Genomic DNA, 14719 nt, shown 5'->3' with positions numbered 1-14719 from the left:
GGTCAGACCTGCCGCGAGCTGCTCTCGGGCGGGCGAGATTGTTTGCCACACCGCGCCCTGAAAAGCGCGGCATCAGGGGCGCCCGCCTCTTTCGCCCGGGGCGCACTCCTGCTCAACCGAGGAGCGCCCGTCGTGCTCGATGTCGTTGACTCGTTGCGCCCACGCTTTCGGCCTGTCCGGCAAGCGCCGCTCGAAAGGCGTTGCGCCCCGTGCGAACGCCCTACTGTTCGAGTGTCACGTAACGCAGCTTCGGAATGACCATCGGCGGCAGGAGATAGTTCTTCACGTACGGCTTCACGACCACGTGGTCGCGCCCGTAGTAGAGCGGTATCCATGGCGCCTCGTCAAGGATGATCTGTTCCGCCTGCTGATAAAGGGCCATCCGCGCCGCCACGTCCTGCTCCGTGCGCGCCTGCAGCAGGAGCGCATCGACTTCGGCGTTGCTGTAGCGGGTGTTGTTCTGGCGGCTCTTGCTGTAGAAGAGGATATCGAGTATGTCCTCCGGGTCGGGGTAGTCCATGATCCAGCCGGCGGTGAACATCTGGTACTGGCCCTTGTCCAGGTCCTGCCAGAAGGTGGCCTCCTCCGTCTGCTCGATCTCGACCTCCACGCCCAGATTGTCCTTCCACATTTCGATCATCGCCTGCGTGTCCGAGCCTGCGGTGGCGCCGCCGCCGATCTCGGTGATCGTGACCTTGGGCAGCCCACCCGGCCCACCGTACTTCGACTCGGCGAGCAATTGTCTTGCCTGCTCGGGGTCGTAGGTCGGGCCGCGCGCGTCGGGGTTGTAGCCCGGCAGTCCGGGCGGCATGATGCTGTGGGCGACGGGCAACATGTCCATGAGGAGGACTTCAGCGATCTTCTCCCGATCGATCGCCATGCCGAAGGCGCGGCGCACATTTGCGTCATCGAACGGGGGTTTCTGCGTGTTGAAGCCGAGATAAGAAATCGACAACTCATCGGCGCTCACGTACTCGTCGCTCAGGGGGTCGTTCGGGTCCTGCACCCTCTCGATGTCGTTTATCGACACGCCGGCGACGTCAAGCTCGTTGTTCTGGTACATGGTGAGGATCGAGCCGCCCGACAGCAGGAACTCGACCGTCTTCACGGACGGAGCGCCGAGGTGGTAGCGGTCGTTGGCCTCGAGCAAGATGCTTTCGCCGAGGCGCCACTCCTTGAGCTTGTAGGGGCCTGTTCCGTGCGGCTTCCGCAGCCAGTTGCGGGGGTTGCTCTCGATCTGGTCTTTGTCGACGACGAATGCGGTTGGGTAGGTGAGCTTGGCGAGGAAGTACGGCTTGGGCTCGTCGATTGTTATCTCCAGCGTGAAGTCGTCGACCACCTTGATGCCGCTGATCTCGTCGGCGCGGCCCCGGATCATATCCCGCGCGCCGACGATATCGCCCAGGTAGGCCTCGGCCACGATCGACGCTGTCTGGGGGTCGGCCGCCCTTTCCATCGAGTACTTGAAGTCCTCAGCTGTAACCAGGCGGTTGCTGTAGTGGAAGACAACGTTGTCGCGGAGATGGAAGGTATAGACCCTGCCGTCGGGGCTTATTTCCCACGATTCGGCGATATCGCCGACGACGTTCAGGTCTTTGTCGATGGTGACGAGGCCGCCGAAAAGCTCGACGACGTAGGTGGCGGATATCGCGTCACCGGCGAGCGCGGGATCGAGGGTTACGGGATCGCCGCCGGGCACCCGCAAGGTCCCGTCCGCTGACGTCGACCCGCCGTCCGCGCTTTCCCCATTCTGCTCGATGGGCTCACCGTTGCCGTCGCTGCTGCACCCCTGGTTGAAAATGAAAATGCCGGTGCTGCCGAAGACAACCAGCAGCGACAGGACTATGCCTCTCGTCGCCTGAAGCAACCTGATCATGACCCCACGTCTCCTCACGTAACGCGAGCATGACGGCACAGGCCATTCGCCAAGGCCGCCCGGCGCCCGCGTCTTCAGCTTCACAAGAGTATCGGTCTATCCTTCATCGGCAACAGTAGCGGGCTTTCGCAAAGCGAGGCCCAGCTCTTCCAGTTGCTCTTCAGGGACGGGCGAAGGCGCGCCCGTCATCGGGTCGGAGGCGGTCTTCGTCTTGGGGAAGGCGATCACCTCGCGGATGTCATCCAGCCCAAGGAGGACGGCGACGTTGCGGTCGAGGCCGGCAGCGATGCCGCCGTGGGGCGGCGCGCCGTACTCGAACGCCTCCAGCAGGTGGCCGAACTTGCGTTTCGCCTCCTCCTCGCCAATGCCCATGAGCTTGAACATTTGCGTCTGCACGTCCCTCTGATGAATACGGATGCTGCCGCCGGCCATTTCCCAGCCGTTGCAGACGATATCGTACTGCTGGGCGCGCGCCCGCCCCGGATCCGACTCCAGCAAGGGGATATCCTCGGGGTGCGGCGCCGTGAAAGGATGATGGACGGCGTACCAGCGCTTCTCTTCCTCGTCCCAGGTAAGGAGAGGGAAGTCGGTAATAGCGCACCAGGCGAGGACACCTGGATCGATGAGGCCGAGCCGCTGGGCCGTTTCGCGGCGCAGGGCGTCGAGCGCGGCGCTGGCGATCGCCGGCTGGTCGGCGACGATGATGAGCAGGTCGCCCCGTTTCGCGCCCGTGCGCTGCGCCATGCCCTTTATCAGCTCCATGCTCAGGTAGCGGTGCATGGGCGAGCGGATGTCCTCTTCGCCGAGGGTGTCGATGCCGCCCTCGCCGAGCAGGCCGACGGATATCAACCCTTTCCCTCCCTGCTCCTCGACGAAGCGGGTGAGACTGTCTATGTCGCGGCGGGTGAGCGCGGCGCCCCCGGGAAGGGCGAAGCCGCGCACCTGGCCGCCGGCCGCAAGCACGTCGCGAAAGACCGCGAAGTCGCACGTTGGCGCGAGGTCGCTGACGTCGACCAGCTCCATCTCGAAGCGCAGGTCGGGCTTGTCGGTGCCGAAGCGGCGCATCGCCTCGTCGTAGGTGAGGCGCGCGAAGGGCTTGCGCACCTTCATGTCGGGCCGGATGGCCTCGGACAGCCCAATGTACAGCTCTTCCATGATGTCGAGTACGTCGTCGCTTGAGACGAAACTCATCTCCAAGTCGAGCTGCGTGAACTCGGGCTGGCGGTCGGCGCGCAGGTCTTCGTCGCGGAAGCAGCGGGCGATCTGGAAGTAGCGCTCGTAGCCCGCGACCATCAGCAACTGCTTGAACTGCTGCGGCGACTGCGGCAGGGCGTAGAACGAGCCTTTGCTCACGCGGCTGGGGACGAGGTAATCGCGCGCGCCCTCGGGCGTCGGGTTGGCGAGTATCGGCGTCTCGACCTCGATGAACCCCTTCGCGAAGAAGAAGTCGCGCATGTACTTAATGACGCGGTACCGCGTCTGGACGCGCTCCTGCATTTTCGCTCGGCGCAGGTCGAGGTAGCGGTAGCGGAGGCGGAGGACATCTTCGACCTCGCTGTCCTCGCTGATGTAGAAGGGCGGCGTCTTCGAGGGGTTAAGGATTGTCGCCTCGCCCGCCTGGACCTCGATCTCGCCCGTGGGGAGGGAGCGGTTCTCGGTGCCGGGCCGGCGCGCGGCGACAACGCCCTTCACCTGCAGCACGTACTCCGGCCGCACCTGCTCCGCGACGGCGTGGGCCTCGGGGGCGACGGACGGGTTGAAGACGACCTGGACGAGGCCGCGGCTATCGCGCAGGTCGATGAAGATGAGGCGACCGTGGTCGCGGCGTCGGTTCACCCATCCGGCGAGGAGGACCTCTTCGCCAGCGTTGGCGGCGGTCAGGTCGCCGCAATAATGTGTCTTGTAGCGCACGTTCAAGCTCCCTCTGAGGCGGATTGGGTATTGCCTGTAGAGTGTCGCATGCAGTGGGCGGCAAGTCAATGCGAAGTGATTTGCGCGGCCGTCCCGCCGCGTGCTCAGGGCAGCGTCGGCGCCTTTCGCGTAACATGAACGTCGATCTTCCCACCCACCCGCCCGCGACGCGTTTTGGGGACTGGGGGACACGCCCAGACCCCCGCCAGAGGGGATTCCCCTCTGGACTCCCCTTCCTGCGCGCGGGCCGTCCCGTGATGACCGTGCCGCCCCAAAGAAGGACCTGCAAAACGGCACAAGCAGCGTCGAGTTGCGGTGACGAAATCGGCGGTCTACGATTGAAGGGCGTCATGCAGGAAAGCCTCAGCCTCTACGTACACGTCCCGTTTTGTCGCTCGAAGTGCGTCTATTGCGACTTCAACTCGTACGCCGGCAGAGAGACGCTCATTCCCTCATACGTCGATGCGCTGCTCACGGAGGCAAATGCGTGGTCGACCGCGTGCCGCGAGCGCCGCGTCGATACGGTCTTCTTCGGCGGCGGGACGCCCAGCCTCCTTCCGCTCGACGAGATGGCGAGGCTGATGGAGGGACTCTCTTCGGGCTTCGACATCGCGCCCGACGCCGAGATCTCGCTTGAGGCGAACCCCGAGAGCGCGGACGCCGCCCACCTGCAAGGGCTGCGACGCCTCGGATTCAACCGTTTGAGCCTCGGCGTTCAGAGCTTCGACGACGACGAGCTCCGCTTCCTCGGCCGCATACACACGGCGGCGAGGGCGGAGGAGGCCTGCCACGAGGCGAGGGCAGCGGGCTTCGATAACGTGAATCTCGACCTCGTGTTCGGGCTGCCCGGGCAGTCGCCCGAGGGCTGGCAGCAGACGCTGGAGCGCGCCCTTGCGCTGCGGCCGGAGCACCTGTCGCTGTACGCGCTGACGGTCGAAGAGGGGACGCCTCTCGCGGCGATGATCGAACGGGGAGAAGCCCCGCCGCCGGACGACGACGCGCAGGCGGAGATGTACGTCCGGAGCGAGCAGATCATGGCGCGGGCGGGCTACGAGCACTACGAGATCTCGAACTGGGCGCTGGCGGGGCGTCGCTGCCGGCACAACCTGACGTACTGGGGGAACCGATGGTACGTGGGGCTGGGCGCGGGCGCGCACTCGCGTGTGGGAGGTCTGCGGCTTGCGAACCGCCGGTCGCCCGAGCGATACGTCCGCTCGCTTACGGACCGCGCGCCCGCGCCCAGCCCCTCCGCCCCCCATCGAATGCCGCAGATCGCCTCGTTCGAAGAAATCGGCCCCGCTACGGACATCGCCGACACCATCATCCTCGGCCTCCGCCTCATCGACGGCGTCCCCCTCAACGAATTCTCACGTCGCTTCGGCTTTGACCTGACGGACCGCTACGCGAAAGAGATCGCCGAGCTGCAAGACCTGGGCTTGACCGAGCTGCGCGACGACCGGCTGCGGCTCACAGCCCGCGGCAGGCTCCTGGCCAGCGAGGTCGCCCTCCGCTTCCTGCCCTAATCGCCCTTCGGCGCCAGCTCCTTGATCCCGTGCAGCGCCTTCGCCGCCGCCACCACCTTGTCGATCTGCGGTGTTGCGGCGTGCTGCGGCTTGCCGAAGGGATCGGCGGTGATCGCATCGCCCATAAGCACTTCGAGCGACGCGCGTATCGACCACGCCTGCGCCAGCAGGTGATAGCCGCCCTCGAGGGTCGCGACCAGCTTCCCGTCGCAGTACTGCTCCGCCTTCTCCTTCAGGAAGGACATCATCTCCCCGTAGCCTGCCACGCTCAGCGACATGCTGGCGAGTGGGTCCTGGAAGTGGCCGTCGTAGCCGGCGGAAACGAGGATGAGCTGGGGCGCGAACCGATCGAGCAGCGGCGCCAGCACCTCGTTGAAGACCCGCCGGAACTCCTCGTCGCCGCAGCCCGCAGGCAGAGGGACGTTCACGTTCAACCCGCGCCCCGGGCCCTCGCCGGTCTCTTCAAGGCGTCCTGTGCCGGGATAGTACGGGTACTGATGGGTGGAGAAGTAGAGGACGTTGCCGTCGTCGTAGAATGCTTCCTGGGTGCCGTTGCCATGGTGGATGTCGAAGTCGACGATGGCGACGCGCTCGAGGCCGCGCGCGCGGACGGCGTGGCGGGCGGCGATAGCGATGTTGTTGAAGATGCAGAACCCCATCGCGCGGTCGGCGGTGGCGTGGTGCCCCGGCGGCCGCACGAGGCAGAACGCGCTGTCGATCTCGCCGTCGAGGGCAGCGTCGGTCGCGGCGAGACAGCCGCCGGCGGCCCGCATCGCGGCGTCGTACGACCGCGGCGAGATGTACGTGTCGGGGTCCGCCCAGGCGCCGCCTCGTTGCGCCATCGAGTGCACTCCCTGCATGTAATCGAGGTCGTGCACCATCGCCACCTCTTCTTCCGTGGCGTCGCGGGCGGGCAGCAGCGTGAGTCGCGAAGTGAGCCCCGCTTCCGTCAGCGTGTGCATTACGGCGGTCAGACGCAGGGCGCTCTCGGGGTGGGCGCCGGTGTCGTGCCACAGGTAGAGCGGGTCATAGATGAGGCCGACCTTCACCAATACGGGGCCTCCATGGGACGCGGCGGTAGGATCGTTCCGCTATGCGCGATATTCCGCTACACTGGTCGGCGTCCCTGGTTATTGTAAATCAAAGCGCCGCTTCCAGAAAGCCATGGCCGGTCTCTACTTCGCGTACGCCTCCAACATGGACCCCCACACCTACCGTCGCCGCTGCCCCCGCGCCGTTCCACTCGGCCGCGCGCGCCTGCCCGGATACCGCCTCGCCTTCACCCGCTACTCCCGTCAGCGAAAGGGCGGTTCCGCGGACATCGTCGAAGACGCCGCCTGCGAGGTCTGGGGCGTGCTGTACGAGGTGGACGATACGTGCATCGCGACGATGGACCGCGTGGAAGGGGTGCCGACCGCGTACCGCCGCGAGCGCGTGACGGTGGTCGACGACGCCGGCGACGCGCGCGAGGCGCTGACCTACGTGGCGAACAAGACAGGCGACTTCTACCCCGGCCGCTCGTACGTGGAGGTGATCCTGCGCGGCGCGCGCGCCTACGCCCTCCCCGACGACTACATCGCCACGCTGGAGCGCCTCAAGACGGTCTAGGCCTCCCCCAATCTCATCATAAGAATCCCGTAGGCAACCCGAAAAACAAGCGTCAAGCAGCGCGCTGCCGAAAACTATATAGTTGCACGTTGTGGAGATATTGACAAAAAGCGGCGTCTATTTACAATGCGTTCAATTAGCCTCTCGGGCGCGATATATCGAACGAGGGATGCACGATGCACGCTCCAAGGACCCCCAACCGCCTGCTCTTGCTCGCCGCCTTCCTCGCCTGCATCACGCTCGGGTTCACCCTGGCGGTGGTGCTGCGCGAACGGCTCGGCGGCACGGCCGAAGAAGACCCCTGCTTCGGCCATGGGGAGCTTGTGGGCTCATGGGAGGATGAGCTGACACAGGAGGACATCGACAGCGTGAAGGGGACGCGCCCGGAGCTGGCGGAGATGGAGCCAGGAATGGTCGAGTACCGCCGCTGCCGCTCCGAAATCGGCTACGAGGTCATCATCGACGAGCAGGGCCACGTCTTCAGCGTCAGTCCGCCGACGCTGGCGGAGCTGGAAGCCTACTACAAGGAGCATCCGGAAGAGAACCCCCGGAACCAGATGGCAACGGCCGATGCGAAGGCGAAGGAGGAGATGTTTGTCACGCCCGCCTTGCCCGCCCCTGAAACAATGCAGGCCACCGTCTTGGCCGGCTGTGACCCATCCTGGACAGCGAAGGACTTTACAGGCGTGGGAATTCAGCTGTGCTATCCCCCGGACTGGAGCGTCTTCGCAGAAGAGCCAGAGGTGAGCATCGGCAACGATACCATCGTTATGTACTTCACTCGCACGACTACGGCAGAGCCGAAGCTCAATTGTCCCGTCCCCGTTGCTATCGGCACACCTAAGGGGCAGGCCAGCCTTTGCGAATACCGCCCAAACGCGGCAGAAAAGGGGCAGGGCCACGAGGTGGCTCTACCCGGTAGGCATACCGTGTCGTACTTCATCAGCGAGCCGACGCTGGAAAACAAGTGGCTTGCTCTTCGGATTGCGCTTGCAGCGGAGGAACTGCCATGAAGAAGGCGCTCTGGCTGACCCTCATAGCGGCAGCTTTCGGCGGATCACTTGCATGGCTGAGCCTTGTCGGCGCTAGCGGCACACCGGGCAACGACAGTTGGGAAAGATATCGAGCTCCCTGGCCAGAGCGTGTGAAGTACGAGAGGGACGGCGGATGCCCCGTCGGGAGCGATGGTTCACCTCCCTGCCAATATCACGCCACGGCCGTCCCTGCCTATCGGTGGGCCATTGACCTAAACGACGAGAGCGACGAAACAGAAGGGCCAAACTCTGATTGCGGGGATCCTCTCAAAGCGACGCGTTTGGGAGGATCAGAGTTCTACAAGCCGGGACAGGTGGGTGGTAGCAGCTATCTCGGTGTCGAGCATTACAACGCCCCCGGAGATCTGGACGAGACCTGGTATGTCCACGTATCATACAATGATGACGCCGTCTCCTGTGAGGGGCAGACGTGTTACCCATGGGACAGTGTCTACGCGCAGGGCGATTTCGTGGCACGCATGAGCAACGTGGATAGGCCGATCGAAACACCGTCGCCCATGGACTGCCATCTACACTTCTTCGTCACGGACGGTACGTACAGCTGGAACCCCAGTCTCAATCTCTGGATGTCCGGCGTCTGGCCCTGGACCGGCTACGACCTCCAGCATCTGAGCGACGACAACATGACCGGCCACGCCTCCAACAACACGGGGCCGGGGTACGGCCGACCATATACAGGCGCATGTCCCCCATGGGTCCCCGGAGGTCTCTGGGCCGATAGAGGCCCGGACAACCGTCCCCTCGTGTGGCCGATCCGAACGTACGCAAGGGACATGGCCGCCTTCGCGCAGGACGCGGGATCTACCCGCGCGGCCATCCAGGGGCCGTGCGGCGCCAACCGGCGATGGGTGAAGGGCTGCTACTTCGGCTCTGGCGTTTACGCGTACAGCCAGAGCTTCGTCACTGACTACGCTGGCCTTCAGATACCCCTCAGCATCACGGAAGGGTATCCCAGCGGCACCGCCTACCGAATCATGGGCACCATGTGGAAGGCCTACGGCAGGCGAATACCCATAGGCCCGCCCCCTCATCCCCCGTACAAATGGGTTTACGAAGTGCTGGGGCGCCCTATCGGTGAGGAGTACGCCGTCGGCACATACATCGGCCAGCAGGACTTCGAGTTCGGGCACATGCACGCCTACAGGAGCGATATCTACAACGTCCTTGTCTACGTCTACGATAACTCGTGGAACCTGACTTCGATCTGATCGAGGTGGCCTATCGCCTCGCAGACGCCGTTTCCGAAACCGACCCCATCAACGACATGTATCCTGGGCGGGACTACGATGACCGCTATGATGTAAACAGAGACGGCAGGGTCAACAGTCTGGACTACATGGCCGTCGGCCTGCAGTCGATCGAGAACCCTCATCGTGTTTGCAAGTGATCAGCCCCGCTAACTGGCCGGGGGGTGTCCTTGTCACGGCCACCCCCTTTTCTTGCACCGAAGACAACGGCGCGTGCGCGTTGCTTCCCGCTTCCCCGAGGCCCCGTGCTATACTCGATTCAGGATGTACGTAATCGGCACCGCCGGCCACGTCGACCACGGAAAGTCCGTCCTCGTCCGCGCCCTCACCGGCATCGACCCCGACCGCCTGCCTGAGGAGCGCGAACGCGGCATGACCATCGACCTCGGCTTCGCCTGGCTCAAGCTGCCCGGCGGCCACGAGGTCAGCATCGTCGACGTGCCGGGCCACGAGCGCTTCATCAAGAACATGCTCGCCGGCGTGGGCGGTATCGACCTCGCCCTGCTCGTCATCGCCGCCGACGAAGGCGTCATGCCGCAGACTCGCGAGCACCTCGCCATCCTCGACCTCCTCCACGTGAAGAACGGCGTAATCGCCATCACCAAGAAAGACCTCGTCGACAGCGACTGGCTGGAGATGGTCGCGGCCGACGTTAGCGACGTCGTCAAGGGCACCGCGCTTGAGGACGCGCCCGTCGTCGCCTGCTCGGGCGTCACCCGCGAGGGGCTCGACGAGCTCGTGCAGACGCTGGAACGCGAGCTGGCGCAGACGCCGCCCCGGCGCGACATCGGCCGGCCGCGCCTGCCTATCGACCGCGTGTTCACGGTCGCCGGGTTCGGCACGGTGGTCACGGGCACGCTCATCGACGGGAGCCTGCGCCTGGGTCAGGAGGTCGAGATCACGCCCGGCGGCCTGCGGTCGCGCGTCCGCGGGTTGCAGACGCACGGGCAGAAGGTGGAGACGGCGCTTCCCGGCAGCCGCACGGCGGTGAACCTGTCGGGCGTGTCGCCGCACGAGCTTGCGCGCGGGCAGGTTGTGGCGCTCCCCGGCGCAGTCAGGCCCACCATCGCCGTCGACGCGCGGGTGCGCGCGCTCTCCTCGCTGCCGCGGCCCATCCGGCACAACGCCCGCGTCTCCTTCCACTCCGGCGCGGCGGAGGTCTGGGGACGGCTGCGCCTGCTCGACCGCGACGAGCTGCGCCCCGGCGACGAGGCGTGGGCGCAGATACGCCTCGACGCCCCGGCGGCGCTGCTCAAGGGAGATCTCTTCGTGATACGCGACGCCAACGAAACCCTTGGCGGCGGCGCGGTGCTCGATATCAACGTGCGTCGCCACCGCCGTCACGACCCGGCGACGCTGCGGACGCTGGCGGCGCTCGAACGCGGCTCGCCCAAAGACACGCTGCTGGCGCTGATCGGGTCGCGGCAGCCGCTGGACGTGAAGTCGCTACTGAAGCTGTCGGAGTGGTCAGAGGACGAGTCGCGGCAGGCGCTGGCGGGGCTGCTGGACAGCGGCGACGTCGTGGCGCCCGGCGGCGACCCCGAGAACGGCGTGTTGTTCACCCGCGAGGGGTTCGACGCTCTGGGCGAGAAGGCCCGCCAAGCGGTCGCTTCGTATTACAGGGACCACCCCCTGCGCCGCGCGATGCCAAAGGAGGAGCTTCGCAGCCGCCTCAAGCTCGATCCGCGAACGTTCGGACAGGCAGCGAAGGCATGGCTCGACACCGGGCTGCTGGAGGAGGTGGGCGCCGGCCTTGCGCTTCCCGGACGTCGCGTCGAGCCGTCGGCGCGGCAACAGGCGCAAATCGACGCTTTCCTGCGCGCGCTAAGCGCCAGCCCCTACGCGCCTCCAACAGACAGCCGCCTCGACGATGAGCTGCTGGCCTACCTCGAAGACCAGGGGCTCGTCGTGACGGTGAACGGAATCGCTTTCCACAGCGCAGCATACGAGGAGATGGTCGCGCGCATCGTCGGGCGCCTGACGGAGCAGGGGCGCATCGCGCTGGCGGAGGTGCGGGACATGTTTGGCACCAGCCGCAAGTACGCGCAGGCGCTCCTCGAGCACCTGGACGAACGTCGGATAACGCAGCGCGTGGGCGACGAGCGCGTCCTGCGCGAGGGGCGGACGAAGGGGCAGTAGACCGAGACGGGCGGTGCCGAGGGGGCGGGATGCGTGCTCTCGGTTGGGATAGTCTCGCAGCGCGGCGACGCCGACATCTGCCCGGCGGCGGCCTGACAGCGCGAGCGGGCCGCTTCGCGCTCGTGGGAGGCGCCTGCGGACTGGCGCAGCTCGCCCTGCTCCACGGGTTCGTCACGCTCGGCGCGGAAGAGCACCTCGCCAATCTCGCCGGCTTCGCCCTGTCCGTCCAGCTCAACTTCTTCCTCAGTCAGTTCTTCACCTGGCGCGACCGCTGGTCGCCGGCGCTGGGCCGCTCGACCATGCTTCGCCGCCTGGCGCTGTTCAACGGCTCGGCCACCTCGACGGGGTTGCTGAACATGGGCGCGTTTGCAGTTCTGAACGTCTTCATTTCCTATTTGCCTGCCGCCGCTGCCGGCATCGGCGTCGCTGCCGTCACGAACTTCGCCCTCAACGACCGTCTCGTCTTCCGGAGGACCCGCCGCATCGAAGCCCGGCCGTCGCTACTGCGAAGCGATGAGGACGCGTCAGCCCTGGACCGCGCCGCCTGAGCGAGCGTCTTGCATCTGGCGTCGAAAAGAAAGCGGGTCGGGTCGGGTGCGGAGCCTCGACTCGGAGGGCAGAGGGGCGGGATAGGCAACAAGCGCAGGGCAAGGATGGCCGCACGGAGGCGACGGCGGCGGGTGCCGGGCTATCCTTCGCTGGGAGCGGGGGCGCGCCGGAACGCGATGCGCCGGAAGAGGCGCGGGATATCGCGCTCCTCCCACGTCACCAGTATCTGGCTGGCGACGAATATCGAGCTGTACGTCCCCGTAATCACGCCGATTAGCATCACGACGAGGAACGGCCGGATTGTCACGCCGCCTATCAGCAGCAGCGCAACTACCGCCAGCACAACCGTAAACGACGTGTTGATGGAGCGGCCGAGTGTCTGCAGGATGCTGTTGTTGACTGAAGTCGGCAGGTCGAGGTCGGGGTAGCGGGCGTTGTTTTCGCGGATGCGGTCGAAGACGACGATGGTGTCGTGGACGCTGAAGCCGATGACGGTAAGCAGTCCCGTTATGAACATTGTGTTGACTTCCATGTCGAACAGCTTGCCCAGCAGCGAGTAAGCCCCAACGACGAGCACCACGTCGTGCAGAGTGGCGATCGTAGCCGCAATACCGCAGCGGAACGGGTTGGGGATGGAGCGGAAGGCCCAGCTTATGTAGAGAAGAATAGCGACGGAGGCCGCGCCCACCGCAATCGCCGCGTTCCGCCCGATTTCGCGGGAAACGGTAGCAGACACCGAAGCGTACTCGATGAAGCGGTCGACCACTTCGCCGTCGGCGTCGACCATGCTACCGAAGCGCTCCACCAGCGCCGCTTCCAGGATGTCGCGCTCTCCCTCGGGAGCGGGGCCAAGCGGCGGGGCCTCCGTCGTCCCCTTCAGCTCCGATGTCCGCACCAGAAACTTGTTTTCGCCCGTCCGCTGCACCCTCGCCTCGGGGTGGCCGAGGTCGCCAAGAGCAGAGCGCAGTTCGTCCTCTTCCACCTCGTTCTGAAAACGGGCGGTGAAAGTTGTGCCGCTCGTGAACTCGATGCCGGCCTTCAGGGCGGGCGGAATGATCAGAGAGATGACGCCCGGCAGCAACACGAGCAGCGACAGCAGATAGTAGAAGTTGCGCCTGCGTACGAAATCGAACATCAGCTTCCGCCACCTCCTCCGCCGGGTGTGGCGCCCGCTTCCTGCTCTATTAGCGCGCCCCGCTGACGCAGGTCGGGCGCCCAGAACGCGGGGTTCCTCAGCCACCTTGCGCCGATGACGAGACGCAGGAAGGTGCGCGTCACAAGGATCGCCGAAAACATGCTTATGATGACGCCGATCGCCAGCGTGAGGGCAAAGCCCTTCACCAGACTGGCGCCGAACTGGTCGCCGAACCAGAATAGGATGGCGCAGGTAATGAGCGTCGACACGTTGCTGTCGCGGATGGACGACCAGGCGCGGTTGAAACCCTCATCAAGCGCAATCACGAGGCTGCGACCAATGCGTAACTCCTCCTTCATGCGCTCGAATATGAGTATGTTCGCGTCGACCGCCATGCCCACCGACAGCACGAAGGCTGCGATGCCGGCGAGCGTAAGGGTGACCGGCCACAGCTTGAACACGGCGAGCACAACCGTCGTGTACACAAAGAGCGCAGCGCCCGCGAGTAGCCCGGGCAGGCGATAGTGCAGCACCATGAAGAGGATGATGACGAGCATCGCCACCTCGCCGGCGATGACGCTCTGACGGACGGAGTCCTCGCCGAGCGTGGCGTCGACGTCCTCCTGCTGCACGACGGTCAGAGGGACGGGGAACGCCCCTGCGCGCAGCAGTTTGGCGAGGTAATCGGCGTCATCGAAGGACAGGCCCGTGATCTGGCCCTGGTCCGATATTACGCTGTTCACCCTCGGCGCCTGAATGCTGCCGTCGGCGCCCCGGATCGGCTCTCCATCGAGGAAGAAGGCAAGCGGCTGATCGATGAGCCGGGTCGTGATTTGCTTGAAGAGGTGGGCGCCCTCGTCATTCATTTCGAAGTTCACGACTGCCCTGCCGAGGTTGTCGGTGCCGAAGTAAGCGCCGGAAAGGTACCTGCCCGTAAGCTCTTTCTCGACCCCGTCCCTTCCGGTCGCCTTGGCAGGGACCCAGACGGCGCTTTCGAGGAGCTGGTTGTAGCGGGCAGCGAAAGTAATGTCGTTCTCGCCGGTGGGGACAGGCATAGGCACGTAGGTGACTTCGCCGTTCTGGTTGACGGCGACGTTCCCCTGGTCGTCGCGTTGGAGCTCGCGGAACTCAAGCAGCGCCGTCTTGCCGATCTTCCTTATCGCTTCGTCCGCCTCGATGCCGGGGAGCTGCACGGCGATACGGTTATCGCCCTGCCGTTGTATCTCCGACTCGGCGACACCGAAGGCGTTCACGCGCCGCTCGATTATGTCCGACGCCCCTTCGAGAGCGCGGTCGAGCTCGTCGTCCGAGAGCTCGCTGGTGTCGGCTTCGAGCACGAGGCGGGTGCCGCCGCGCAGGTCGAGGCCGAGGCGCATCGCCCGCCGCTCGACGGTCGTCCCCTCGATGTTCGCGCCGTCCAGCTTGATGAAGGGAAACTTGATCCCCTGACCCTCAGGCCAGGGAATCGCGTCGGGGAGGTAACGCCAGGGCTCCGACGGCCACATAACCACCAGAGAAAAGGCCGTAAGGACCCCTATGAACCCGAGAAGAATCCAGTTGCTTCTGCGCACGCTGGCCTAGGCGACTCCTGTTCCTCGCCTTCCCGGCGATCTCTGCGCCCACGCATCCTCACGCAAGCGATAACAACTATAACACACTGTCTATTACATGCTAGG

Annotated in this window: 12 protein-coding genes; 7 read left to right on the top strand and 5 right to left on the bottom strand. The window is 65.3% G+C overall.

The features are described 5' to 3' along the window. Positions 1-220: 220 nt before the first annotated feature. Both QME71_04815 and aspS read right to left on the bottom strand, forming a co-directional pair. Positions 221-1876, bottom strand: coding sequence for a peptide ABC transporter substrate-binding protein (locus tag QME71_04815; GenBank protein ID MDI6857622.1), 1656 nt, complete (start codon positions 1874-1876; stop codon positions 221-223). Positions 1877-1972: 96 nt separating this feature from the next. Beyond that, positions 1973-3787: an aspartate--tRNA ligase gene (gene aspS / locus QME71_04810; GenBank protein MDI6857621.1), complete on the bottom strand. Its 1815-nt coding sequence runs from the start codon at positions 3785-3787 to the stop codon at positions 1973-1975. A gap of 350 nt (positions 3788-4137) precedes the next feature. On the opposite strand from aspS, the gene hemW reads away from it, so the two are divergent. Continuing rightward, complete coding sequence (hemW, locus tag QME71_04805) at positions 4138-5310, top strand: radical SAM family heme chaperone HemW (GenBank protein ID MDI6857620.1); 1173 nt, start codon at positions 4138-4140, stop codon at positions 5308-5310. Here hemW and QME71_04800 read toward each other — a convergent pair. Next, the gene (locus QME71_04800; GenBank protein MDI6857619.1) at positions 5307-6359 is read right to left on the bottom strand and encodes a histone deacetylase; all 1053 of its coding nucleotides are present in this window, start codon (positions 6357-6359) and stop codon (positions 5307-5309) included. The genes hemW and QME71_04800 overlap by 4 nt on opposite strands. A 115-nt stretch (positions 6360-6474) precedes the next feature. Between QME71_04800 and QME71_04795 the strand changes: the two genes are divergently transcribed. The 6 genes from QME71_04795 (at position 6475) to QME71_04770 (ending at position 11907) form a co-directional block, all read left to right on the top strand. Then, positions 6475-6918, top strand: coding sequence for a gamma-glutamylcyclotransferase (locus QME71_04795; protein MDI6857618.1), 444 nt, complete (start codon positions 6475-6477; stop codon positions 6916-6918). A 176-nt stretch (positions 6919-7094) separates the two neighbouring features. Further along, positions 7095-7931 (top strand): hypothetical protein, encoded by an 837-nt coding sequence (locus tag QME71_04790; GenBank protein ID MDI6857617.1) that lies wholly within the window; start codon positions 7095-7097, stop codon positions 7929-7931. A 302-nt stretch (positions 7932-8233) separates the two neighbouring features. Further along, positions 8234-9181: a hypothetical protein gene (locus QME71_04785; protein MDI6857616.1), complete on the top strand. Its 948-nt coding sequence runs from the start codon at positions 8234-8236 to the stop codon at positions 9179-9181. Beyond that, on the top strand, positions 9160-9360 hold the full coding sequence (locus QME71_04780) for a dockerin type I domain-containing protein (GenBank protein MDI6857615.1): 201 nt from the start codon (positions 9160-9162) through the stop codon (positions 9358-9360). The genes QME71_04785 and QME71_04780 overlap by 22 nt, the downstream gene beginning before the upstream one ends. Positions 9361-9484: 124 nt before the next feature. Beyond that, on the top strand, positions 9485-11359 hold the full coding sequence (gene selB / locus QME71_04775; protein ID MDI6857614.1) for a selenocysteine-specific translation elongation factor: 1875 nt from the start codon (positions 9485-9487) through the stop codon (positions 11357-11359). Positions 11360-11388: 29 nt separating this feature from the next. Continuing rightward, the gene (locus QME71_04770; GenBank protein MDI6857613.1) at positions 11389-11907 is read left to right on the top strand and encodes a GtrA family protein; all 519 of its coding nucleotides are present in this window, start codon (positions 11389-11391) and stop codon (positions 11905-11907) included. 140 nt (positions 11908-12047) lie between these two features. On the opposite strand, the gene secF is transcribed toward QME71_04770, so the two are convergent. Both secF and secD read right to left on the bottom strand, forming a co-directional pair. Beyond that, positions 12048-13043, bottom strand: coding sequence for a protein translocase subunit SecF (gene secF, locus QME71_04765; GenBank protein ID MDI6857612.1), 996 nt, complete (start codon positions 13041-13043; stop codon positions 12048-12050). Beyond that, positions 13043-14614, bottom strand: coding sequence for a protein translocase subunit SecD (secD, locus tag QME71_04760; protein MDI6857611.1), 1572 nt, complete (start codon positions 14612-14614; stop codon positions 13043-13045). The genes secF and secD overlap by 1 nt, the downstream gene beginning before the upstream one ends. Positions 14615-14719: the final 105 nt, after the last annotated feature.

It is taken from the genome of Dehalococcoidia bacterium (assembly GCA_030018455.1).
In the GTDB taxonomy this organism is placed as follows: domain Bacteria; phylum Chloroflexota; class Dehalococcoidia; order DSTF01; family JALHUB01; genus JASEFU01.
Note: the sequence above shows the minus strand (reverse complement) of the source record. Positions and strands in the feature narration are given on the sequence as shown.

Coding starts and splice junctions, on each gene's coding strand:
- hemW (MDI6857620.1), top strand. CDS start 4,138: ATGCAGGAAAGCCTCAGCCTCTACGTACACGTCCCGTTTTGTCGCTCG.
- QME71_04770 (MDI6857613.1), top strand. CDS start 11,389: ATGCGTGCTCTCGGTTGGGATAGTCTCGCAGCGCGGCGACGCCGACAT.
- selB (MDI6857614.1), top strand. CDS start 9,485: ATGTACGTAATCGGCACCGCCGGCCACGTCGACCACGGAAAGTCCGTC.
- QME71_04795 (MDI6857618.1), top strand. CDS start 6,475: ATGGCCGGTCTCTACTTCGCGTACGCCTCCAACATGGACCCCCACACC.
- QME71_04790 (MDI6857617.1), top strand. CDS start 7,095: ATGCACGCTCCAAGGACCCCCAACCGCCTGCTCTTGCTCGCCGCCTTC.
- QME71_04815 (MDI6857622.1), bottom strand. CDS start 1,876: ATGATCAGGTTGCTTCAGGCGACGAGAGGCATAGTCCTGTCGCTGCTG.
- secF (MDI6857612.1), bottom strand. CDS start 13,043: ATGTTCGATTTCGTACGCAGGCGCAACTTCTACTATCTGCTGTCGCTG.